Annotated in this window: 22 protein-coding genes and 1 tRNA gene; 6 read left to right on the top strand and 17 right to left on the bottom strand. The window is 64.1% G+C overall.

The annotated features are described in order from the left end of the window. Positions 1 to 19 precede the first annotated feature (19 nt). The 5 genes from rplA to XH88_RS24170 form a co-directional block, all read right to left on the bottom strand. Complete coding sequence (rplA, locus tag XH88_RS24150) at positions 20 to 712, bottom strand: 50S ribosomal protein L1 (protein ID WP_092294126.1); 693 nt, start codon at positions 710 to 712, stop codon at positions 20 to 22. A gap of 6 nt (positions 713 to 718) precedes the next feature. Next, positions 719 to 1,147, bottom strand: a complete 429-nt coding sequence (rplK, locus tag XH88_RS24155) for a 50S ribosomal protein L11 (protein ID WP_057745528.1) — start codon at positions 1,145 to 1,147, stop codon at positions 719 to 721. A 133-nt stretch (positions 1,148 to 1,280) separates the two neighbouring features. Beyond that, complete coding sequence (nusG, locus tag XH88_RS24160; RefSeq protein WP_188104643.1) at positions 1,281 to 1,838, bottom strand: transcription termination/antitermination protein NusG; 558 nt, start codon at positions 1,836 to 1,838, stop codon at positions 1,281 to 1,283. After that, the gene (gene secE / locus XH88_RS24165; RefSeq protein WP_092294122.1) at positions 1,838 to 2,029 is read right to left on the bottom strand and encodes a preprotein translocase subunit SecE; all 192 of its coding nucleotides are present in this window, start codon (positions 2,027 to 2,029) and stop codon (positions 1,838 to 1,840) included. Before secE ends, nusG begins: the two co-directional genes overlap by 1 nt. 274 nt (positions 2,030 to 2,303) lie before the next feature. Continuing rightward, positions 2,304 to 2,379, bottom strand: a tRNA-Trp gene (locus XH88_RS24170). A gap of 168 nt (positions 2,380 to 2,547) precedes the next feature. On the opposite strand from XH88_RS24170, the gene XH88_RS24175 reads away from it, so the two are divergent. After that, complete coding sequence (locus XH88_RS24175; RefSeq protein ID WP_271670761.1) at positions 2,548 to 3,771, top strand: serine hydrolase domain-containing protein; 1,224 nt, start codon at positions 2,548 to 2,550, stop codon at positions 3,769 to 3,771. A 192-nt stretch (positions 3,772 to 3,963) separates the two neighbouring features. Here XH88_RS24175 and XH88_RS24180 read toward each other — a convergent pair whose 3' ends face one another. Together XH88_RS24180 and XH88_RS24185 are read right to left on the bottom strand one after the other, a co-directional pair. After that, the gene (locus tag XH88_RS24180) at positions 3,964 to 4,731 is read right to left on the bottom strand and encodes an SDR family NAD(P)-dependent oxidoreductase (RefSeq protein WP_271670762.1); all 768 of its coding nucleotides are present in this window, start codon (positions 4,729 to 4,731) and stop codon (positions 3,964 to 3,966) included. Between the two features lie 42 nt (positions 4,732 to 4,773). Further along, on the bottom strand, positions 4,774 to 5,472 hold the full coding sequence (locus tag XH88_RS24185) for a histidine phosphatase family protein (RefSeq protein WP_271670763.1): 699 nt from the start codon (positions 5,470 to 5,472) through the stop codon (positions 4,774 to 4,776). 132 nt (positions 5,473 to 5,604) lie between these two features. Here XH88_RS24185 and XH88_RS24190 point away from each other — a divergent pair, with 132 nt between their 5' ends. From XH88_RS24190 to argE, 3 genes are all read left to right on the top strand, one after another. Beyond that, the gene (locus tag XH88_RS24190) at positions 5,605 to 6,390 is read left to right on the top strand and encodes an SDR family NAD(P)-dependent oxidoreductase (RefSeq protein ID WP_271670764.1); all 786 of its coding nucleotides are present in this window, start codon (positions 5,605 to 5,607) and stop codon (positions 6,388 to 6,390) included. 828 nt (positions 6,391 to 7,218) lie between these two features. After that, a complete protein-coding gene (locus XH88_RS24195; protein WP_271670765.1) occupies positions 7,219 to 8,181 on the top strand; it encodes an IS110 family transposase in 963 nt (320 codons plus the stop codon). A gap of 365 nt (positions 8,182 to 8,546) precedes the next feature. Then, on the top strand, positions 8,547 to 9,734 hold the full coding sequence (gene argE / locus XH88_RS24200) for an acetylornithine deacetylase (RefSeq protein ID WP_271670766.1): 1,188 nt from the start codon (positions 8,547 to 8,549) through the stop codon (positions 9,732 to 9,734). A gap of 214 nt (positions 9,735 to 9,948) precedes the next feature. On the opposite strand, the gene XH88_RS24205 is transcribed toward argE, so the two are convergent. From XH88_RS24205 to XH88_RS24220, 4 genes are all read right to left on the bottom strand, one after another. Then, a complete protein-coding gene (locus tag XH88_RS24205) occupies positions 9,949 to 10,572 on the bottom strand; it encodes a LysE family translocator (protein ID WP_271670767.1) in 624 nt (207 codons plus the stop codon). A gap of 20 nt (positions 10,573 to 10,592) precedes the next feature. Next, positions 10,593 to 10,934, bottom strand: a complete 342-nt coding sequence (locus XH88_RS24210) for an NIPSNAP family protein (RefSeq protein WP_271670768.1) — start codon at positions 10,932 to 10,934, stop codon at positions 10,593 to 10,595. A 224-nt stretch (positions 10,935 to 11,158) separates the two neighbouring features. Continuing rightward, a complete protein-coding gene (locus XH88_RS24215) occupies positions 11,159 to 12,217 on the bottom strand; it encodes a phosphotransferase family protein (RefSeq protein ID WP_271670769.1) in 1,059 nt (352 codons plus the stop codon). A gap of 132 nt (positions 12,218 to 12,349) precedes the next feature. Further along, positions 12,350 to 13,585 carry an acyl-CoA dehydrogenase family protein gene (locus XH88_RS24220; RefSeq protein ID WP_271670770.1) on the bottom strand — a complete coding sequence of 412 codons (1,236 nt, stop codon included), beginning with the start codon at positions 13,583 to 13,585 and terminating at the stop codon, positions 12,350 to 12,352. A 216-nt stretch (positions 13,586 to 13,801) separates the two neighbouring features. On the opposite strand from XH88_RS24220, the gene XH88_RS24225 reads away from it, so the two are divergent. Next, complete coding sequence (locus tag XH88_RS24225) at positions 13,802 to 14,473, top strand: TetR/AcrR family transcriptional regulator (protein ID WP_271670771.1); 672 nt, start codon at positions 13,802 to 13,804, stop codon at positions 14,471 to 14,473. A gap of 3 nt (positions 14,474 to 14,476) precedes the next feature. Here the strand turns inward: XH88_RS24225 and XH88_RS24230 are convergent, their stop codons facing one another. The 3 genes from XH88_RS24230 to XH88_RS24240 all read right to left on the bottom strand — a co-directional run bounded on the left by XH88_RS24230 (position 14,477) and on the right by XH88_RS24240 (position 17,821). Then, the gene (locus XH88_RS24230) at positions 14,477 to 14,869 is read right to left on the bottom strand and encodes a RidA family protein (RefSeq protein ID WP_271670772.1); all 393 of its coding nucleotides are present in this window, start codon (positions 14,867 to 14,869) and stop codon (positions 14,477 to 14,479) included. A gap of 88 nt (positions 14,870 to 14,957) precedes the next feature. After that, on the bottom strand, positions 14,958 to 15,173 hold the full coding sequence (locus XH88_RS24235; RefSeq protein WP_128966853.1) for a hypothetical protein: 216 nt from the start codon (positions 15,171 to 15,173) through the stop codon (positions 14,958 to 14,960). Between the two features lie 137 nt (positions 15,174 to 15,310). After that, on the bottom strand, positions 15,311 to 17,821 hold the full coding sequence (locus XH88_RS24240; protein WP_271670773.1) for an autotransporter outer membrane beta-barrel domain-containing protein: 2,511 nt from the start codon (positions 17,819 to 17,821) through the stop codon (positions 15,311 to 15,313). Between the two features lie 242 nt (positions 17,822 to 18,063). Here XH88_RS24240 and XH88_RS24245 point away from each other — a divergent pair, with 242 nt between their 5' ends. Next, a complete protein-coding gene (locus XH88_RS24245) occupies positions 18,064 to 19,059 on the top strand; it encodes an AraC family transcriptional regulator (RefSeq protein WP_271670774.1) in 996 nt (331 codons plus the stop codon). A 32-nt stretch (positions 19,060 to 19,091) separates the two neighbouring features. On the opposite strand, the gene XH88_RS24250 is transcribed toward XH88_RS24245, so the two are convergent. The 3 genes from XH88_RS24250 to XH88_RS24260 form a co-directional block, all read right to left on the bottom strand. Beyond that, positions 19,092 to 20,321, bottom strand: a complete 1,230-nt coding sequence (locus XH88_RS24250; protein WP_271670775.1) for a CaiB/BaiF CoA transferase family protein — start codon at positions 20,319 to 20,321, stop codon at positions 19,092 to 19,094. A 157-nt stretch (positions 20,322 to 20,478) separates the two neighbouring features. Continuing rightward, entirely contained in the window at positions 20,479 to 21,684 is a 1,206-nt protein-coding gene (locus tag XH88_RS24255) for an MFS transporter (protein ID WP_271670776.1), read from the bottom strand. A gap of 145 nt (positions 21,685 to 21,829) precedes the next feature. Next, complete coding sequence (locus XH88_RS24260) at positions 21,830 to 22,657, bottom strand: 3-keto-5-aminohexanoate cleavage protein (protein WP_271670777.1); 828 nt, start codon at positions 22,655 to 22,657, stop codon at positions 21,830 to 21,832. Positions 22,658 to 22,696 lie beyond the last annotated feature (39 nt).

Genomic DNA, 22,696 nt, shown 5'->3' on the forward strand with positions numbered 1-22,696 from the left:
GACTTAGCCGAGGCAAGCCTTAGCCGAGAATGGTACCCGGCTCGACCTTCACGCCCGGGCCCATCGTGGAGGACACCGCAACGCGCTGGATGTAGGTGCCCTTGGAACCGGCCGGCTTCGCCTTTGATACCGCATCGGCGAGAGCCTTGATGTTCTCGACCAGCTTCTCCTCGGAGAACGAGGCCTTGCCAACGCCGGCCTGCAGGATACCGGCCTTCTCGACCCGGAACTCCACCGAGCCGCCCTTTGCACCCTTCACCGCACCGGTGACGTCCATGGTCACGGTGCCGATCTTCGGGTTCGGCATCAGGCCGCGCGGGCCGAGCACCTTACCGAGACGGCCTACCAGCGGCATCATGTCGGGGGTGGCGATGCAGCGGTCGAAATCAATCGCGCCGTTCTGCACCTTCTCGACGAGGTCTTCGGCGCCGACAACGTCGGCACCGGCGGCCTTGGCCTCATCGGCCTTGGCGCCGCGGGCGAACACGCCGACGCGGAGCGTACGGCCGGTACCGTTCGGCAGGGTCACGACGCCGCGGACCATCTGGTCGGCGTGACGCGGGTCGACGCCGAGATTGATCGCGACCTCGATGGTCTCGTCGAACTTCGCCTTCGCGCGTTCCTTGACCATCTTGATGGCGTCCGCGAGCGGGTAAAGCTTTTCGCGGTCAATGCCTTCGCGGGCTTTGTTCAAACGCTTTCCGATTGCCATGACCGCTTACCCCGCAACTTCCAGACCCATCGAGCGGGCGGAGCCCTCGACCATCTTCATGGCCGATTCGATGGTGTCGCAATTCAGGTCCTTCATCTTCTTCTCGGCGATCTCGCGCACCTGCGCGCGGGTCACCTTGCCGGCCTTGTCACGGCCCGGCGCCTTCGAGCCGGACTGGATCTTGGCAGCCTGCTTGAGGAAGTAGGACATCGGCGGCGTCTTCATCTCGAAGGTGAAGGAACGGTCCGCATAGATGGTGATGATCACCGGGATCGGGGTGTTCTTCTCTTCCTTCTGGGTCTGCGCGTTGAACGCCTTGCAGAACTCCATGATGTTGAGACCGCGCTGACCGAGCGCGGGACCGATCGGGGGCGAGGGATTCGCCGCACCGGCCGGGACCTGAAGCTTCAGGTATCCGGTCACTTTCTTTGCCATGTAGCACTCCTGGTGTGCCGGCTGACGCCGGCGGTTTCAGGTTCGTGGTCTGGGTCGGATGCGGCTGGCAACCGCCCTCTCCCTCCCACGGCCTCTCTTTGCGGGATGCCTTCCGGCGTCCCGCCTCACCCGGTCAGACCTTCTCGACCTGACCGAATTCCAGTTCGACGGGCGTTGCGCGGCCGAAGATCGACACCGCGACCTTCACACGCGAGCGCGCCTCGTCGATTTCCTCGACGACACCCGAGAACGAAGCAAACGGGCCGTCGGCCACGCGCACGTTCTCGCCGATCTCGAACGATACCGACGCCTTCGGCCGTTCCACACCCTCCTGCACCTGGTGCAGGATGCGCATGGCCTCGCTCTCCGAGATCGGCATCGGCTTGTTCTCGGCGCCGAGGAAGCCCGTGACCTTCGGCGTGTTCTTGATCAGATGAAATGCCTCGTCGGTCAGCTTCATCTTCACCAGCACGTAGCCCGGGAAGAACTTGCGCTCGGCATCGATCTTGCGGCCGCGGCGCACTTCCGTGACCTTCTCGGTCGGAACCAGCACCAGCTCGAACAGATCTTCGAGCCCGCGCTGCTTGGCCTGCTCGCGGATCGATTCGGCGACCTTCTTCTCGAAGTTCGAATAGGCGTGGACGATGTACCAGCGCTTGTCGGACGATTGGGTTGCGGCGGCTGTTGCCATCAGTGAATGCCCAGAAGGAAGGTGATGAGGTAGCGGATGATCTGGTCGGCAGCGAAGAAGAAGATCGAGGCCAGCGCGACCATCACGAACACCATGATGGTGGTGATTGTGGTCTCACGACGGGTCGGCCAGGTGACCTTGGCGGTCTCCGAGCGCACTTCCTGCAAGAACTTGAACGGGCTGACTGCCATCGTTTGAGACGCCAATAAGGATTTCAGGGATCCGAACAGCCTGATGTGGCCCAGCCCTCTGTCTCGAAGGATGAGCCGGAAAACCGGACTCTGATGTTCGGGAGATTTCAAAGCCGCGCCGGATATCCGCGTCTAACGGGCCGGCTGCGAGTGCCGGGTATCTACTGCGGATGGGGCCAAAGGTCAAGGATCACCGGGTGCGGCCAGTCGGCTCTGCGTCGTGGGCAGGCAGACCGGAGTAGTTCGGGATCAAGGGGTTAGCCGGCGGATGCGCTGGCAGGAGTGGCAGGGCTCGAACCTGCGACCCCCGGTTTTGGAGACCGGTGCTCTACCAATTGAGCTACACTCCTACGGACCCTCGCGTCGCCGCTTCGGATCAGGCGCGCTTTCAAGCACAGGGGACGGCCGGATTGCAAGGACGGATTGCAGAGGTGAAGCGCGCTGACTTCGCTTGTTTGTGCCGCGGCTTCTGGGTCACAGTCCCCTCCCGATACTAATATGCCCACGGGAGTGAACGTATGACCGCCACAGCCGCCCCTCACCTCGCGACCGCGCCGAAAAACCCGCCTTTCCCCGAGGCCAAGCCGGAAACGCTGGGCCTGTCGCGGCCGCGCCTGCAGGCGATGTCGGACGCCTTCAAGCGCGAGATCGACAAGGGAACCATCCCAGGGCTGACCGTGCTGGTGGCGCGGGGCGGCCAGGTCGGCTGGTTCGAGGCGCTTGGCAGGCAGGGTCCGGCGGGGTCGGCGCCGATGGCGCTTGATTCGATCTTCCGGATCTTCTCGATGACCAAGCCGATCGTCTCGGTCGGCATCATGGCCCTGGTCGAGGACGGCCACCTTCTGCTCGCCGACCCGGTTGCCAAATTCGTCCCGGAGTTCGCGAACCAGAAGGTTGGCGTCGTCAGCGGCGGCAAGCTGGAACTGGTTGCACCCAAGCGGCCGATGACGGTGCAGGACCTGCTCCGCCACACCTCGGGCCTCACCTATGAGCACCAGGGCGACGGCCCCGTGCACAAGATCTACCAGGAATCCCGCGTCCGTAGCCGCAAGATCACCAATGCCGAGCACGCCGCGCTGGTGGCGAGCTTTCCGCTGGTCTGCCATCCCGGCGACGAGTTCAATTACAGCCGCTCCACCGACATCCTCGGCCGCATCATCGAGGTCGTCAGCGGCAAGTCACTAGGCGCATTCCTCACCGAGCGCGTGCTCGCACCGCTCCAGATGACCGAGACTGCTTTCTCGACCAGCGAGGTCAATGCCCACAGACTTGCCGAGCCGTTCGCGGCCGATCCCTGGACCGGCGACAAGGTCGCGCTATTCAACATGCTCGAGCAGCCGGTGATGGAATCCGGCGGCGGCGGTCTGGTCTCGACCACGATGGACTACGCCCGCTTCTGCCTGATGCTGCGCAATGGCGGCATGCTCGACGGCGCAAGGATCATCGGCCGCAAGACGCTGGAGCTGATGGCGTCCGATCATCTCGGGCCTCACGTCGTGACCAACGGCACGCTGCTGTCGCCGGGCCACGGCTTTGGTCTCGGCTTCGCCGTGCGCCGCGACGCCGGCATCGCGCCCTTCCCCGGCAGCGTCGGCAACTATTTCTGGAGCGGCATCGCCGGCACGTTCTTCTGGATCGATCCGAAGGAGGATCTGTTCACCGTGTTCATGAGCCAGGCCCCGGGACAGCGTGATTACACGCGGACGCTGGTGCGGGATCTGGTTTACGCGGCGGTGGATTGAGGCGGCGCCCGCACCCGTCGCGACACTGCACCCTCACACTCACCGTCATGCCCCGGCTTGACCGGGGCATCCAGTACTCCGCGGCGGCAGTTCGTTCACACAACTTCCGCCGCGGAGTACTGGATCGCCCGCTTTCGCGGGCGATGACACCGATGTTGGAACGGGCTTACGTGCCCCTCCCGTGCGACGCCTTCAACTAATCGTCGCGCCGCCGTCGATCACCATGGTCTGGCCGGTCATGAAGTCGCCGGCCTTCGAACCCAGGAACACCGCGGCGCCCGCGATCTCGTCGGGGATGCCGATGCGCAACAGCGGCGAGCGCGCGGTCGAGGCCTTCAAATTCTCCGGATTGTCCCACAGCGCCTTGGCAAAATCGGTCTTGATCAAGCCGGGCGCGATGCAGTTCACGCGGATGTTGTGCTTGCCATATTCGCAGGCGAGGTTGCGCGCGAGCTGCATGTCGGCAGCCTTGGAGATCGCGTAGGCGCCGAGGATGGTGGAGCCCTTCAGGCCGCCGATCGAGGAGACGATGATGATCGAGCCGTAATTGCGCTCGATCATCTGCGGCACCACCATCGAGATCAGCCAGTTGTTGGCGACGATGTTGTTGTCGAGAATCTTGCGGAACTGATCGTCGGAGATGCCGGCGAGCGGACCGTAATACGGATTCGACGCAGCGTTGCAGACCAGCACGTCGATCTTGCCGAAGGCGCGGTTGCTCTCGTCGACCAGGTTCTGCAGATTCTCCTTCGAGGAGATACTGGCGGCGATCGCGACCGCGGTGCCCTTGCCGAACTTCTCGTTGATGTCCTTCGCCACCTGCTCGCAGACGTCGGCCTTGCGCGAGGAGATCACGACCTTGGCGCCGTGCTCGGCCATGCGCTCGGCGATCGCAAGTCCGATGCCGCGCGTCGAACCGGTGATGACGGCAACTTTGCCCTTCATGTCGAACAAGGTCATGTTTCTCTCCCAGATTGATGTTCGTATTGGATGTCAGCTCGCTCACGCGAGCTTCTTCACTTCCGGCCCCGCCGGCTGGTGCATCGCCGCATGTGCATCGTCCGCGATCCACGGCTGCTGGTTCACCATCGGCAACCGCCACACCGTGCGCTCGGGACTCGCGAAATAATCGAGCCGCGTGATCGACACATTATCGATGTCGAACGACAACGCCCGCTCCACCTGGCCGTCGAGTGCGAGGCCGATCGCCGCCTTGATGGTGCCGCCATGCGCGACCGCGATGATGTCCTGCCCGGCCGCTTCATTGTTGATCCGCTCGACGGTCCGGCGCGTGCGGTTATAAAGGTCCATAAAACTCTCGCCGCCGGGCGCGGGTTCGTTGATGTCGGCGAACCAGCTCGCCCCCACCGGGCGGCTGGCAACGAACTCGGCGCGGTTCATGCCCTGCCAGCGGCCGAGATTCTGCTCGGCGAGGTCCGCCTCCCGTTTCATCGACGCAGGCCGCGGATAGCCCGCGTCCCAGATCGCCTCCGCGGTCTGGTGCGTGCGCATCAGATTGCTCGAATACCAGACCGCCTTGCGCGGCAGCACCTTGGCAACAGCGTTGAACACGTAGGTGTCGCTGGTGTCACAGGCGATATCGCTCTGCCCGTAGATGTTGCCGCCGTCATTGCGCACAGGCGCATGACGAACCCACCACCAGCGTGTCGTGATCACGTTCGCCTTGTCTGTGGTTGCCATGAAGCTCTTCCATCCAGTGTGATGTCGCTGTACGTCAGGTGTGAACGTGTCTCAAGACACTTTGCCGTTTGAAATTCTGTTTGAAATTCCGTCGCGCGGCAAGCGTCGCGCGCGTACCCAAGGGAGAAACGCATGGGCCGCCTGCAAGGCAAATCCGTCATCATCACCGGCGCCGGCAGCGGCATCGGCCGCGCCGCAGCGCTGCTCTTCACCCGGGAAGGCGGCAAGCTGATCGCGGTCGACCGCACCGAGGCGGTGAAGGAAACCGTCGATGAGATCAAGAAGGCCGGTGGTGTGGCCGAGGCGATGATTGCCGACGCGGGCTCCGAGAAGGACGTCATGGCCGTCGTCGACAAGGCCGTGAAGACGCACGGACGGCTCGACGTGATCTGGGCCAATGCCGGTATCTCCGGCGGCCTCATTCCACTCGGCGAGCAGACCGTGGAACACTGGCAGGAAGTGCTGCGCGTCAATCTGATCGGGCCATTCCTTGCGGTGAAGCACGCGATGCCGCACATGGTGAGGCAGCAGTCCGGCGCGATTGTCCTCACTGCATCCGTCGCGGGCCTCAAGGCCGGCGCCAGCGGGCATCCCTACGCGGCGAGCAAGGCCGGCGTGATCAGCCTCGTGCAGACCACCGCCTATTCGCTCACCGGCACCGGCGTCCGCATCAATGCGGTCTGTCCTGGCCTGATCGAGACGGGCATGACGAAACCGATCTTCGACCGCGCCAGGGAGCGCGGCACCCAGGACAAGATCGGCCAGCTCAATCCGCTGAAGCGCCCCGGCCAACCGCACGAGCTGGCGGCGATGGGGCTGTTCCTGGCCAGCGACGAAGCATCGTATGTGAATGGCCAGGCCTTCCCCGTGGACGGAGGTCTGACGGCGTCGATGCCGTATACGGGCAAGCCGGTTTGACGGCGCTCTCGTGTCCCGGACGCGCTGCAATGCACAGCATTGCTGCGCAGAGCCGGGACCCAAAATGCCGCGGAGTTCGCTGTCGCATGGGCCCCGGCTCTGCAGCGCACCGCTGAAGACGCGCTGCGCTGCGTCCGGGGCACGAGACCTTTATTTGCGATAGACATAATCGATCATCCTCGCGGCGCGTCTCGCCCGAGCTTTGCTTCGATGTATCACCCTCTGATGAAAGAGGGCGCAGGGAAGACCGGGTGCTGGCTGGCACCCGCGGTCCACTGTGCGAAGAGTTGCGCTACAAGAGGCTGCACAGCGGCATACAGGTGAAGCCGAAACATCCGGCCTTCCCTGCGCAGTGGTTTGACGGCTTATGTCGTGATCTCCCCGGGGAGCGCTGCACTATTGCCCCGTCGCCCTGCAGATGGCTGATGCGAAGGTCCGGTTGGACCACACGCATCACCGCAAGACTTGGCGCACAGACTTCGGCCGCCAGGACCACACGATTTTGCCGTACGCAGGAATCACACCGGTCGTGTGCGCGACGTTTTCGCTCACGGTTGCCCGCCCTGCAAAACCTTCCGCGCCGATGTGACCCATGCCCACCGCCGCCCGGCCCGCGTTCGTGACGATCGCGATACGCCCCTTGTGTCCGGGAAGTTTGGCAGAATGTGCGAACGGGCGGTTGCGCACCAACCGCCCGTTGCTGGAACTGAGCCCGCTACGCCCCAAAGGCGGCAGAGCCTGGTTGAGAGCGAGGGACAGCTCCGGTGTCTTCCTCAACCCGAACAGTTGCACGGGCTTCGAGCCCGAACCGAGCAAGGAAGGGAGTGGATGATGGCACAAAATGATCCAGCTGTCGTCGGCATCGACGTGGCGAAGGACAAGGTGGATGCGTGCGTTCGATCGTTGTCGCTGCGGCTGACGTGCCCGAGCAGCACGCAAGGTCGGCGCAAGCTGATTGGCTGGCTTCGCAAGCACCAGGTGAACAAGGCAGTCATGGAGGCGAGCGGCGGCTATGAGCGTGACTGGGCCAAGACGCTGCGTGAGGCCGGCATTGAAGTCCGGATCGTCGATCCGAAACGGGGCCGCAGCTTCGCCCAATCGGCTGGTCGGCTGGCAAAGAACGACGCAATCGACGCGGAGATGATCGGCTGGTTCGCCGAGACGTTCAGCGCGGCGCCAGGCCAGACCCATGATGCGAAGCACGAAGAACTGGTAGGGCTGGTCAAAGCACGCATAGGTCTGATTGAGCTTAAGACGCGCTTGCAAAGCCAGAACGAACATGTGGCACCGGGACCGGTTCAGAAAGCACATGCCCGCATCTTGAAGGGCTTGGCCGCCGAAATTGCCAAGCTCGAAGTGGTCATCTCCGCCACGATCAGGGCCACACCGGAGTTTGCTGAGCGCGCCGAGATCATCGAGAGTGTGCCGGGCTTCGCTAAAACGACCTCCGCCAACCTCATTGCAGGGATGCCGGAGCTCGGGCTGGTGAGCGATGGGATCGCTGCGGCCTTAATCGGGGTCGCTCCCTATGACGACGATAGTGGCAAAAGGCGCGGCGAGCGCCACATCAAGGGTGGCCGCCGTTGGGTTCGAAACGCCATCTACATGCCCTGTCTCGGCGCCACCACGCAGAACAACCCTGTACTCAAAGCCTTCTATCAACGCCTAATTGCCAAGGGAAAGGCGCCGAAGCTTGCGCTCACTGCCTGCATGCGCAAGCTGATCATCATACTCAACACGCTGATCGCACGACGCCAGAAATGGGATCCGACGCGTTACGTGGTGGCTTAACGAGCGCACGCAGCGCTCGGACCTCGGCCGAGCGCATGCAAAGCGAGCAGACCGGTGGGCGGGCGGGGTCAAGGCCGTTAGCCGCCAACGGCGGGGGCGCGTAGCGCCAGCCTTGAGCCCGCACGATCACCGGTCCACTTCAGCACAGTTGCTCTTCCTTGGGCCGGGTTGCCGCAACACATACGCCATTTCCGAATTTCGGTAAAGCGGAATCTTTTGGCGACGTGGGTTGACTGACGTTCGGGTGTTTCGCCCGACGGGCAGCACGATATCTTGTAGGCTGTGTCGATTTGCCTGACCGGCCGTCGCATTGGTATGGTTCATGCAGGCAACCTCAGCCTCATTCATCTTCGACAGAAATGACAATGCCCAACCCGATCCTCCCGAGCTCACGCCCCGATCGCATCCGCCATCTCCTCGCCGACCTCGTCGCCTTCGACACGATCAGCGATCGCACCAACCTGCCCCTGATTGCCCATATCGAGAGCTATCTCGCCGCGTTCGGCATCAAAGGCGAACGCTTCATCGATGAGACCGGCCAGAAAGCCTCGCTCTGGGTCACCATCGGGCCTGAGGACAAGCCCGGCTTCGTGCTGTCGGGCCATACCGACGTCGTGCCCGTTATGGGCCAGGACTGGAGCCATGATCCGTTCAAGCTCATCGAGCGCGACGGCAAGCTCTATGGCCGTGGCACCACCGACATGAAGGGCTTTGTCGCGGTGTGCCTTGCGATGGTGCCGGAGATGCTGGAGGCGAAGCTCAATACGCCGATTCATCTTGCGATCTCCTATGACGAGGAGATCGGCTGCGTCGGCGTGCGGCCGATGCTGCGCGAGGTCGCGAAGAAGAAGCTGCGGCCGCTCGGCGCCTTCATCGGCGAGCCGACCGAGATGAAGGTCATCATCGGCCACAAGGGCAAGCACGGCGTGCGCGCGACGTTCCACGGCCTCGCCCGCCATTCCTCGATCGCCCCTGACGGCGTCAACGCGATCGAATATGCCGCCGAGTTGATCACCGAGATCCGCCGCCGCGCCGTGAAGCTCGCCAGCGAAGCCGAGCGCAACAGCCTGTACGACGTCCCGCACTCGACGCTGCTGACCAGCATCGTGCATGGCGGCGCGGCGCTGAACATCGTGCCTGATACGTGCACGGTGGATTTCGAATGCCGCGGCATCGGCATCACCGAGTCCAGGGAGGTGACGGATGCGATCGTCGCCTGGGCCAAGGCCGAGCTGGAGCCGGCGATGAAGGCGAGACATCCCGAGTGCGGCATCGAATTCGAGGAGATCCTCGACTACCCCGCCCTCGACACCAAGGCGGACGCTGCCATCGTCACGCTGGCCAAGAGCCTTGCGGGGCGCAACGACCATGCCAAGGTCGCGTTCGGCACCGAGGCGAGCCTCTTCGCCAGCATGGCCGATATCCCCTCAGTGGTGATCGGCCCGGGCTCGATCGCGCAGGCGCATACGCCTGACGAGTTCGTGGAAATGGCCGAGCTGGAGAATTGCGCTGGCTTCGTGGAGAAGCTGATCGCGCACTGCGCGAAGCGGTAAGCGGCGGCCGAATTGAACTGGGTCCCTGCTCTGCGCAGCAACGCTACGCGTTGCAGCGCGTCCGGGACACGAGCATGAGGCAGGTGCTCGGCCCCATTTGGGCGTTGCATGCTCCGAAGACGGTCTCGTGTCCCGGACGCGGTACGGCACGAAGTGACGCTCCGCAGAGCCGGGACCCAGGTGCCGTGGGCTGGCGACGAAGCAGCCCTGCGTCTCATCGCTCCTGCAAGGCAAGCCGCACGCCGACGGCACAGTAGATCGCCCCGACCACCTTGCCCTGCCACTTCACGACGGCGGGGTGACGGCGCAGCAGATTGCCGAGGCGGCCGGCACCGACAGCGAACACGATCGTGCTGACGAGGCCGAGCATCACGAAGACGATGCCGAGGATCGCGAGCTGAACTGCGATCGAACCGTGCTCCGGCCGGACAAACTGCGGCAGGAACGCCAGGAAGAACAGCGCGGTCTTGGGATTGAGCACCTCGGTCAGCACAGCCTGCCGGAAGGCGCGGCCCGCGCTGATCGCGGGCGCGCCTTTCAATTCGATCGGCGCTTTGTCCAGCATCGTGCGGATGCCGAGATAGATCAGGAACGCAGCGCCTGCATATTTGACGATGCTGAAGAGCAGCGCGGAGGTCGCGATGATTGCCGACAGGCCGGCGATCGCCATCGAGGTGTGGATCAAATCACCGGCCGCAACCCCCGCGCCTGTCGCGATGCCCGCCCTGGTTCCCGAGCTTGCCGCCCGCGCCATGGTGAGCAATGTGGCCGGGCCCGGAATGAAGACGAAGCCGAGGACGATGACGACGTAGGTGATGAGGGTGGCGTGGTCGATCATGGGCAGATCTTGAGCGAGGATTAGCTTATCAGGCTGGACGAGGGGGAGTAGTCCACAGGCATCAGCAGTCGGTCTTCGATCTGGCCGACCATCAGACCGTGCTGCGCATGGGTCACCTGCTTGATCTCGGACCACTCGGCATCGGCCATGAAGGCCGCCCATGCCGAAATCTTCGTCGCCTCGTCTGGCCATTCCAGCAGATAGGCAAACTCGGTCCGCTCGCCGAATTTGGTCTCCCACATCGCCACGATCCGGAAGCCATATCGGGTGCGCATGATGCGCGCGGCGTGGTCGCGGAAGCGGGCGTGGAAGGCAGCCTTGTTGTTCTCGAAGATTTCGTAGATGCGCAGTTGCTGGATCATGATCTGTCTCCGTGCTGGGAGATATGGTCACGCTCAACGGCCGGACAAGCCGACGGTGTCATGCCCCGCGAAGGCGGGGCATCCAGTACGTCGTGCTCCCTCGATTCAATCGCGATTGCCACGGAGTACTGGATTGCCCGCTTTCGCGGGCAATGACGCTGTGCATGTAGGAGCAGCATCGCATCAAACAAAAGAGCGCGGCCGTCAGCCGCGCCTTTGTCTCCCTACACCGCGCCCGCCTTCTGCGCGTATTCCCAGGACGCCTTGGACAGCGGCACGGTACGCTTGGCGGACTCGAGCGCCTTCGCGTTGGCGGCGGTGCCGTCGCGGACGCGGCCGGCGATGCCTTGCGTGATGCCGGCGAGGCGGAACAGATTGTAGGCGAAGTACCAGTTGAGATCGGGCACCGTCATCCTGGTGACGTTGCAATAGATTTGCGCCGCCTCTTCCAGGCTCGGGATGTTGAGTGCCTTGAGGTCGGCGCCTTCGAGGCCGGGCATGATCCACTGCATCAACAGATAGGTGAAGTCGGCCATGGGATCGCCGAGCGTCGAGAGCTCCCAGTCCAGCACGGCCTGCACGCGCGGTTCCGTCGCGTGGAAAATCATGTTGTCGAGGCGATAGTCACCATGGACGATCGAGACGCGCGCCTGCTCCGGCACGGTCTTGGGCAGCCATTCGGCGACTTTTTCGAACTCGGGAATATGCTGCGTTTCGGAGGCGCGATACTGCTTGGTCCAGCGGTCAATCTGGCGCGCGAAATAATTGCCAGGCTTGCCGAAATCGCCGAGGCCGATCGCGACAGGATCGTACATGTGGAGTTTCGCCAGCGTCTCGATCTTGCTGGTGAAGATCTTTCGGCGCGAGTCGTTGTCCTGGCTCGGCAGCGTCGGATCCCAGAACACGCGCCCCTCCTCCATCGACATGATGTAGAAGGCGGCGCCGATGACGCTGTCATCCTGGCATAGTGCGTAGGCGTGCGCGACCGGGAAACCCTGCTTTCCGAGGGCTGCGATGACACGGTATTCGCGATCGACCGCGTGCGCGGACGGCAGCAGTTTGCCGAAGGGCTTTCGGCGCATTACGTAGGAGCGTTTCGGCGTGTTGAGCCGGTAGGTCGGATTGGATTGGCCGCCCTTGAACTGGAGCACGACCAGCGGGCCTTCGAAGCCTTCGACGTGCTCGCGCATCCACGCTTCGAGCCGCAGTTCGTCGAAGCGATGACGCTCCTCGACCGGCTTGGTGCCCGAGAACTCTTCGTCTTTCCTGACGCCGTCAGCCACGGTGACGCTCCCTCTTCAGTCCGAACATGATCCTAATCGGTAACCGCTGACGCACTTGCGTCAAGCGGTCACCGAGCGCGGATCATGTTCTTGTCGTTTCTTCAAGTCGAGAGCGCCGCGCAGCCCTCCCGCTTAATGCTTGGGAGAGTTGGCATACTTCCGAACCTCTAACCTTGCAATGGCGCGATTGTGCACCTCGTCCGGACCGTCGGCGAGACGCAGCGTACGGATGTGGGCATAGTCCTTGGCAAGACCGGCGTCATCAGAGACGCCGGCGCCACCAAACGCCTGGATCGCCTCGTCGATGATCTTCAGCGCCATGTTGGGAGCTGCGACCTTGATCATGGCGATCTCGGCCTGCGCGGTCTTGTTGCCGACCTTGTCCATCATGTCAGCAGCCTTGAGGCAGAGCAGGCGCGTCATCTCGATGTTGGTGCGGGCCTCGCCAATGCGCTGCTCCCACACCGAATGTTCGACGATCTTCTTGCCGAAGGCCGTGCGCGAAGTGAGCCGCTTCACCATCTTCTCCAGCGCCTCCTCGGCCTTGCCGATGGTGCGCATGCAGTGGTGGATACGACCGGGTCCGAGGCGGCCCTGCGCGATCTCGAAGCCGCGGCCCTCGCCGAGCAGGATGTTCTCCTTCGGCACGCGAACGTTCTCGAGCAGCACCTGGGCGTGGCCGTGCGGCGCATCGTCGAAGCCGAACACGGGGAGCATCTTCTCGACCTTGATGCCGGGGGTGTCGAGCGGAACCAGGATCTGCGACTGCTGCTGGTGCTTGGCCGCGTTGAAGTCGGTCTTGCCCATCAGGATCGCGATCTTGCAGCGGGGATCGCCGACGCCTGATGACCACCATTTGCGGCCGTTGATGACGTAGTGGTCGCCGTCCTTCTCAATGCGGGTCTCGATGTTGGTGGCATCGGACGACGCCACCGCCGGTTCCGTCATCAGGAAGGCCGAGCGGATCTCGCCGTCCATCAGCGGGCGCAGCCATTTGCGCTTCTGCTCCTTGGTGCCGTAACGGATGAACACTTCCATGTTGCCGGTGTCGGGCGCGGAGCAGTTGAACACTTCGGACGCCCAAGTGATGCGGCCCATCTCTTCGGACAGCAGCGCGTATTCCAGATTGGTCAGTCCCGCGCCGCGGAATTCGTCATCCTCATGCTCGCTCGGCGGCATGAACATGTTCCAAAGGCCTTCGGCCTTCGCCTTCTTCTTGAGGTCCTCGAGGATCGGGATCACCTTCCAGCGCTCGCCGGTCTGATCCTGCTCGTTGTAAACAGGCACTGCCGGACGCACATGCTTGGCCATGAAGGACCGCACGCGGTCGAGCCATTCCTTCTGCTTGGGCGACATATCGAAGTCCATGGGACGCTCCTCGTCTCTCTCTTTGCGATCTCGTTTTGCGCCGGACTGTCCTCCCGCTTCGCGCGGTCCGCAAGCATCAGCGTGTGCGCTTTGCAAAACCTCGGAACCGGCCCGCGCGCTGCGAACGAGTTGCGATTGCGGATTGACTTTCTCCAGCCTTCAAACGATAGTTTCATACAACTGTTTGAATTGCAACTCCCTCTCCCGAAGTCATCCATGGCCAGCGATCATACGAGGTCTGCCATTCTCGCCGCCGCCGAACGGCTCTACGCCGATCGCGGCTTCGGCGACGTCACGCTGCGCGACATCGTCGCGGAGGCCAACGTCAACCTGGCCGCGGTGAACTATCATTTCGGCTCGAAGGACGAGCTGATTGCGGAATTATTTGTCACCCGCTCGATCGCGACCAACCGCGAGCGCCTGCGCGAGTTGAAGGCGGCGGAAGAGCAAGGCGGCGGCCGCGCGCCGATCGAGGTGATCTTGCGCGCGCTGGTCGGCCCGACCTTGCGCGGCTGCCTCGGCCCCGAGAACCAGCGCTCGACCGCGGCGCGATTCATGATCCGGGCGTCGATCGAATCCGTGCCGCCGATCCGGCGCATCAAGAACCGCGAGATCGATCATTTGCGGAAATTCGTGGGTGCGATGCGAAGGGCCCTGCCCGACCGCAGCGACGTCGATATCTATTGGGGCCTGAATTTCGCGCTGGCGATGGCGCACCACACCATCCGCGAGAGCGAGCGGCTGACGAAGCTGTCGGAAGGCCAATGCGACCTCGACGACGTCGAGGACGTGGTCGCGCGCGTCGTCAGCGTCGCGACCATGGCGCTGACGGCCGGCAAGGTCGAAGCCAAGGCGCCGGCCCGCGCCCTTGCACGCGATGCGCGCTGAACGTCACACCATCGCGATGCAGTCGATCTCGATGTCGAAGGGCCCGGTCCATTCGGGGATGCAGACGAAGATCCGCGCCGGCGGCTGCTCCGGGAAGTAGCGCGCATAGATCGCGTTGAAAATGGGAAAGTGTTTGGCCGAGGTGCAGTAGACATTGCACTTCATGACATGGTCGAGCGTGGCGCCGGCCGTGTGCAGGCACAGCTGCAGCTGCTCCAGGACCAGTTCGCTCTGCCGCTCAATCGGAACCGCCGCGATCTCGCCCGTGATCGGGTCAAACGGAGGCAGGCCGGAGACGAAGATCATGTTGCCGGCGCGCGTCACGGGCGAGGCGGGCGCGTTCCAGCGGTCGAGATAGGTCGAGATCGGCTCGACGCGGAGCGCTTCGCGTTTCATGGCCACCTTCGGTTCAAGCGAGATCGGTGCCTGACTACCCGATGATGCAGCCGACATGCTTCGCTAGAGCTCGAAGTGTGGCCGCGGATCAGCCCCGCTGCGGCATCTCCTCGGCCTCTTCCTTGGCGAGCAGCAGCAGCATTTCGATCCCCATGTCGCCTTCCTGCGGCGAGCGGATGAACTTGATCTCCTCGGCGCTTTGCCGCAGCGCGGCAATGATGGCGACCGCCTGATTGGCCGTTGCCGCCTCGGTCGCCAGAATTGCCTTCTGGTCCTTTGCCTGGAACCCGATCGTGTAGGACATGCCATTTCCCTCCCGAACTCAGTGGAGGGATCGAATCAGAGTCTGAAGCAAAGCGGAAGCCTGTGCGACTACGGACCGGGATTATCTGGGGATTGCGCGCAAGCTTCAGGCAAGCCTGCGCGAGCGCCGCATTGAGGTCACCAATTTATGCGCAGCGATCCGGTACCGGCATAGCTCTGCCCCACATTGGAAAACTCGCCCGTGAAGCGTGCCGACAGCTCCGACCAGCGGTTCAGCACGAGACGCGAGCCGAGCTCGACCCGACCGGCATCGCTCGCCGCACGCGCCCCGTCGACGGTGAAGGCGGCCGCCGGCAGCGACACCAGAGCCGCCGCGACGGTGCGGACTGGCGATAATTCGTGCACCCAGGCCAGGTTGGCGAATGGCATCCAGCTGATACCGCCTCCGAGATCGAACCGGGCGTCGAACTTGCTGCCGAGGAACAGGGGCAGCGACGCCACGTCGCGCCCCGCGTAACTGAGGCCGAGCACGCCCGGCCCTGCGCCGGCGACGCTGGTTTCAGTATAGCCCGCCTGCCACAGCCGAGCGGCCTGAAGCGCGGCGAAGGGCGTCACTGCAACCGCATCGAAGCCAAAGGTGCGACCGACTTCCAGCCGCCCGCCAAACTGATTGCTGCCGAACGCCCCCTTGGCAAGCTCGTCCGGGCCGACGCCGGTGACGGTGCGGCTGGTGGCATTGTTGAAGTGGCTGTAGGCGAGCTGTCCCGACACATAGCTCGCACCGAAGCGCTGTATCGCATAGGCGCCGATATGGGCGCCCTCGAGCCGACCGGAGGTCGCACGATCGCTGACGTCAAAGGTCGCGGTCGAGCCGCCGGCGGCGATGCCGACCAGGAGGTCAGGATTGACGAGGCGATCGAGACCGCCGGCCCCGCCAGCGATGCGGTCGCTGAAGCCGGCGCTGCCTGTTGCCGCGTCGCCCGACAGGGACTGGCCCGCACCAAAGCCGGACGCCCAGGTATGCCATTGCGGCTGGACGAGCGGCGGCGCCTTCAGCGCGTTGAAGGCCGAGGTCACTGGCCGCGCCTCGGCGTAGCCGAGCGCGCCTGCCCCTGCGGCAGCACCGCGCGTACCGGCACGCCAGGCGTTCATCTGTCCGTCCATGGTCTCGCCGAACATGTTTGCGGCGGCAAAGGCGGTGTTCTGGGTGCCGCTGGTGCCCTCGCCCGAGATCTTGTCGAGCACGCTTACGGATCCGGCCGCCAGGAGTTGCGCATAGAACGCCGCGGCGGTGCCCGTCAGCGCGGGCGAGTAGCCGGCCTCGAGCGCGCTGCCGACCGCTCGCTGGTTGGCCGTTTCGCCCGCAACCGCGCCAAATGCCTGCCGGGTCAGCGTCAGGTCGACGGAATTGGCATTGTAAGTCGCCGTCGCATTGAAGAAGGCGGAGGACGCAGTGACGGCATTGAACTGTCCGGTCACCGGCCCCGCGCTCTGCACCACGGCGGCGTAGGTCGTCGTGGTCTGATAGAGGCCGGGCAGTACGACGGCGCGCAGTGTGCCGCCGAGCTGGGCCTGGTCCTGGGTAGAGAGACCGTCGCGGTGCCCTGCACTGTCGACCCGCAGGGCAAGCGTTCCCTGCGCCCCCTGATCGAAAGAGCCTCCGAAGGCGAGATTGCCCGGCGCGAGCGCCGTCGCCGGATCGCTGATCGTAATCAGCCCGTTGTTGGTCAGCCCGTTGCCGGTCCCGATGAAGAACATCGCGCCGTCGATCGTGCCGTTGTTGACAATATTGTTGCCGGTGGTGCCGAAGGAGAACAGCGAATAACCGTTGGCGCCGCCCTTGATGATCCCGTTGTTGAGGACCGTGTTGTTCAGCCCTCCGATCCCGAGGGCAATGCCGGTCGGGCCGGTCGCGACGATCGTACCGCTGTTGGACATCGCGTTGCCGCTGCCCCAGATGCTGACGCCGACGCTGTCGTCGCCGACGGCGCGGATCGTGCCGCTGTTGGCGAACGTGTTGGCGTCGAGCAGGAAGACGCCCTGGCCATTGGTGCCGCTGCTGCTGCCGATGATGATGGTTCCCGAATTCTGGACAGTGGTGCCGGTCGCATTGGCGGAGATTCCGGTCGAAGCTGTGCCTGTCAGGGTGATCGTGCCGGAATTGGTGGCGGCATTGCCGCTGCCGAGGACGTCGATGCCAACGCCCATCAAAGTCGAGCCCGTAATGGAGCCGGTATTGAGCACGGCATTGTTATTGCCCGCCACGAACATCGCCGCGGCATTCGAGCCGATGGCGATGGTCCCGGTATTGGTGAAGGAATTGTTGTTGCTTCCCACGATGCCCGATGCGCCGTCACCGATCGAGATGGCGCCGTTGTTGACGGCGGTGTTGCCCGCGCCGAGGTTGATCGCGTTCACGCCCGAGGGCACAGTGATCGAGGCGCCGGAAACCACCGTCAGCGACAGGTTGGCCTCCGCGCCGGTGCCGAAACCGGTGCTGCTGCCCCCACTGCAGGTGACCACGCTGCCGCTCTGCACGCAGGCGCCCATTGCCGTCGACGGTGCGAGGCTTGCAACGACGGCGACCGACATTGCAGCGGCGATCGGCCCGCCGCCCCAGATCCACCTGGCGTTGAATGTCGTTCCCTGCGGCAGCTTGTGGCGGATCCGGCCGTATGTCGTTTTCATCAGTGATTCCCGAGCATTGCGGCAAAGGCAGCCGCGCCGTAGACTTGGCTCGGATGGGTTCCGACTGTCTTGGCCTGTACGGCACCGCCTTGGCCCGCGCGGCACGTCACGAGCTTTCTTCGGCGCGCTGTGGCATCTGTGCAACGATCGGGAGGAAAAGCTTGTCGTCGGCGCTACGAACTTGAACGCCATCACGCAATCGGGCGTCCAACACGCGACGCGATGTTTTCTGGCGGGGGCCAATGCAGGACGAACGGTCGCTTCGGCGCGCACGTATTTCCACGGACGTTTTTCCGCAAGCCAGCCGGCTGCAGACGTGGCGCGAGGTCTATGGACGTGGCATCGCCGCGGTGGACATCGAACCGATCGGAGATCAGCCTTTCCAAGCCGACGTGACCTTCTGTCAGCTCCCCGGCATCAGCATCGCGGCCGGCTCCCGCTCGCCCGCGCACTATGTGGTGTCCAAGGAGCTGGCGGTACGCACCAAGGACGTCATGGCCATCAGCGTGCTGCGCTCGGGCCGCGCCAGCGCCACCCAGTTCGGCAAGGAGCTGATCTCGGGGGTCGGCAGCGCCAGCGTGATCGCGCCGCTCGAGCCCTCCACCAGCACCATGCTGACCGCGGGTAGCTTCGTCACGCTGCTGCTGCCGTTGCCCATCATTACCCGCCGCGCTCCGCACTACAGCCGGGCGTTCGGCCGATCGATCCCGAGCTCGAACACGGCGCTGCGTCTCTTGACGCGCTATGTCGACATCGTCGCGGAGGAGGTGACGTCCAGCGAAGCAGACGTTGCACGCAGCGCGTCCGAGCACATGCTCGACCTTGCCGCGCTCGCGCTCGGCGCCCGTGGCGACTTTGCCGAGCTTGCCATCCAGCGCGGCGGAACGGCGGCACGGCTCATGGCGATCAAATCGGACATCGGGATGGCGCTGGGCGACCTCGAGCTGTCGACCGAAAGCATCGCGCTGCGACACGGCATTTCACCGCGCTATGTCCGCAAGCTGTTCGAGCAGGACGGTACCTCGTTCTCCGCCTTCGTGCTCGCCGAACGCCTGGCGAAGGCACAGCGCATGCTGGTCGAGCAACGGTTCTCACATCTCAACATCGCGCAGATTGCGCACGAAAGCGGCTTCGGCGACGTCTCTTACTTCAACCGCACCTTTCGCCGTCATTTCGGCAGTCGTCCCTCCGATTTTCGCGAGGCGGCGAAATGCGTATGGCGCGAGCAGCGGGAGTAAGGCTTCAGGCAAGCCCCGCGCGGAGCACGACGCTAGATGATCCCCTGCTGCTTCAGCTGCTCGATCTTTCCCGCATCATAGCCGAGCTTGCCGCCGAGGATCTCCTGCGTGTGCTCGCCGAGCAGTGGCGGCGCGCGGTAAGTCTTGACCGGCGTCTCCGAAAAGGTCAGCGCGTTGCGGATCAGCGACAGGTCGGGCTGGAAAGGATGGTTCACCTTCACCCGCATGCCGCGCGACTGGACGTGGGGATCGGAAAACACCTGCTCGAAATTGTTGATCGGGCCGGAGGGCACGCCAGCCTCCTCCAGCTTCTCCAGCCAATAGGCCACCGGCTGCTTGAGGAACAGGCCGGCAAATATCGCCATGATCTCCTTGCCGTGCACGACGCGGTCGTTGTTCTTGACAAAGCGCGGATCGCTCGCGAGCTCGGGCTGGCCGAGCACGGCGCAGGTGCGCTGGAACTGGCCGTCATTGCCGACCACCAGCATCAGCTCGCCGTCGGTGCACCGGAACACGCCGGCCGGCATGCCGCCATTGCCCCAGGTGCCGCGGCGCGGCGGCGTCTTGCCGTTGACAAGGTAGATCTGCAGCCAATGCGACAGCGAGGCGATGACGGTGTCGAACAGGCAGACGTCGAGGTGTTGTCCCACGCCACCGTTGGCATCGCGATGGTAGAGCGCCGACAGAATGCCGATCGAGGTATTCATGCCCGTCATGTAGTCCACAATCGACGGACCGACCTTCATCGGCCCCTCGCCCGGCTCGCCGTCCATATGGCCGGTGACGCTCATCAGGCCGCCCATCGCCTGCAGGATGGCGTCATAGCCGGCGCGCGGCGCATAAGGCCCGGTCTGGCCGAAGCCGGTCACCGAGCAATAGATGATCTTGGGATTGATCGCCTTGATGGTCTCGTAGTCGAGCCCGTAGCGCTTGAGATCGCCGACCTTGTAGTTCTCCATGAAGACGTCGACATCCTTGGCGAGCTCGCGGATGATCGCCTGCCCCTCCGGCTTGGCAATGTTGACGGTGACCGACTTCTTGTTGCGGTTGGCGCACAGATAGAACGAATTGTTGTTGTTCGCCTTCCCTTCGGGATCGGCCAGATAAGGCGGGCCGAAGGCGCGCGCGTCGTCGCCGGTGCCGGGCCGTTCGATCTTGATCACCTCGGCGCCGAGATCGCCGAGCATCTGGGCCGACAAGGGCCCGGCAAGCACACGCGTGAGGTCAAGGATCTTGATGCCTGAGAGCGGCAAGGCCGACATGTCGATTTCCTCCGGGGAACTGGATCTTGGCGCGGCGGCTTCAGCCAAGCCGCGCTCCCTGCGGATACACCATTTTGGCGTTCTGAGCACTGCACTCTGGGCATACGGCCATATCTCGGCGGCCGCCGCAGTCCTATTTCCGCATCGCGAATAACTCCTACGCCGCGCGGGCCACCACCATTCCCGGCCGCCGCCGGCCGAGCAGCACCAGGATCAGCACCGTCGCGCAGGAAAAGAGAAGGGTGAGCCCAAGCGCGCCGCGACTGCCGAACTGGGTGAGCAGGCCGGCCAGCAGCGGCGGCGAGATCGCCGAGGCCAGATTGAGCGGCAATGCGATCATCGACATCGCCTTGGCGAATTCAGCCTGGTCGTAGAAGACGAGCGGGATCGTCGCGCGCGCCACCGCCATCGCGCCGCTGCCGGCGCCATAGAGCAGGATGAAGGTCGCAACCGCCCAGGTCGCCCCCTCGCTCAACATCAGCAGCACCATGGCGACAGGGAGCGCGGTGCCGGCGACGAGGCCGGTGGTGATGCCGTCCCACCGGCCGCCACCGAGAAAGTCAAGGCCGCGGGCGCTGACCTGGATCACGCCGAGCATCGAGCCGAACGCAAGCGCCTGTGCCGGCGCAAGGCCTTCCGCCCGCAACAGCTCGATCAGGATGGCGCTGATGCCGAAATTGACGAAGGCATTCATCGTGATCACGCCCGCGACGAGACCGAAGGTGCTTCTTGGAATCGCAGGCGGCGATACGGTCTTGATCGCCTCGCCACGATCGTCCGTCGCAACCTTCCGGCGCGGCGCGACAAACGCATAGAGCGGAAAGTTGATGGCGAGCATCGTCGCCGCATAGACCAGACAGGTCCCTCGCCAGCCGAGCAGGCCGCTGAGGAACGAGGTGGTCGGCCAGAAGATGCTGCTGGAGAGCCCGGTCACCAGCATCAGCCCGCCGATGGCATTCTTGGCGCCCCGCCCCGCGACCTCGTTCAACATGATGTAGGCGCCGGTCGACAGCGTGGCGCTGCCGCCCATGCCGAGAATCACCCAGCCGATGAAATAGAGCACCGGCTCGCGTGCGAAAAACAGAACGACAAAACCCGGCGCCGAGACCACAGTCCCCGCCATCATCACTCTGCGCGCGCCGTGCCGCGCAAAGGCTTTAGCGAGCCAGGGCGCGCACAGGCCCATGGTGACGTAGAGAACCGAGCTGCCCGCGAACACCGCCGGCAGGCTCATACCGAGATCGGCCCCGAGATCGCGACCGATCACGGCCGGAAGGCCGATCGTACCCCATCCAATCAGTTGGGTAATCGCAAGCACCAGCAGGACTCCGATGAGCCTGCTGTCTGATTTCAAGAACCGCATTCCAGTCGTCGCCCGCCCGGCAGGCGCCGATCACGCCTGTGGTGCTGTCTTAGCCGGAGACTCAGCACGCGGGAACGCCGCGCGCCGAATGGCAGAAGGCAGCCAGGAGCATGTCAGGCAGATGTCAGGCGCAGGCCTGTCGTCCCTACCCCGCGATCCCGAGCAAGGATCGCGCTTCGGCCGCGGTGGCCACGCGCCGGCCGTGGCGCGTGACGGCTTCAGCGGCGATGGTCACGAGCTCCGCATTGCTGCGGGCAAGGCGCGTCTTGTCGATCCTGATATTGTCCTCGAGCCCGGTGCGAACCGCATCGGCGCCGCGCGCCAGGGCCCAGCCCATAACCTCGACTTGATGGCGTCCGATTCCGGCCGCGGTCCAGGTCGCCTTCGGGATCAACCGCCGGAGCTCGGCCAGCAGGATGTCGAGCACGTGCTCGTCGGCCGGCATCGCGTTCTTGACGCCCATCACGAATTGTACATGCGGACGCGCGTCGATCAACCCTGCCTCGATCAGGCGGCGGGCGCCGTGCAGATGCGACAGATCGAAGATCTCGATTTCCGGACGGATGCCATTTTCCTTCATGCCGGTGGCCAGCGTCTCGACCAGAGCAGCGCTGTTCTCATAGACGATGGTCGGAAAGTTCACCGATCCGGTGGAGAGCGAAGCCATGTCGGGCTTCAGATAGAGGGAGGATCCACGCGCCGAGGGATCGCGGCCCCGCCCGCCGGTCGAGAACTGCACGATCATGTCAGGACAATGCTTCCTGATGCCCTGCTGCACGAGGGCAAAACGCTCGGGATCAGATGACGGTGTCTCGTCGTCGTTCCGCACATGGATATGTGCAAGCGTCGCGCCGACCTCGAACGCTTCATGCGTCGACTCGATCTGTTCCGCCGGCGAGATAGGCACCGCGGGATTGTCCTTCTTGCGCGGCACGGAGCCGGTGATGGCGACGGCAACAACAGCGGGATTCATCCTGCAACCTCATCATGATCGCGCTCACGCGCACAGAAC

The sequence above is a fragment of the Bradyrhizobium sp. CCBAU 51627 genome (assembly GCF_028128765.1).
GTDB lineage: Bacteria > Pseudomonadota > Alphaproteobacteria > Rhizobiales > Xanthobacteraceae > Bradyrhizobium.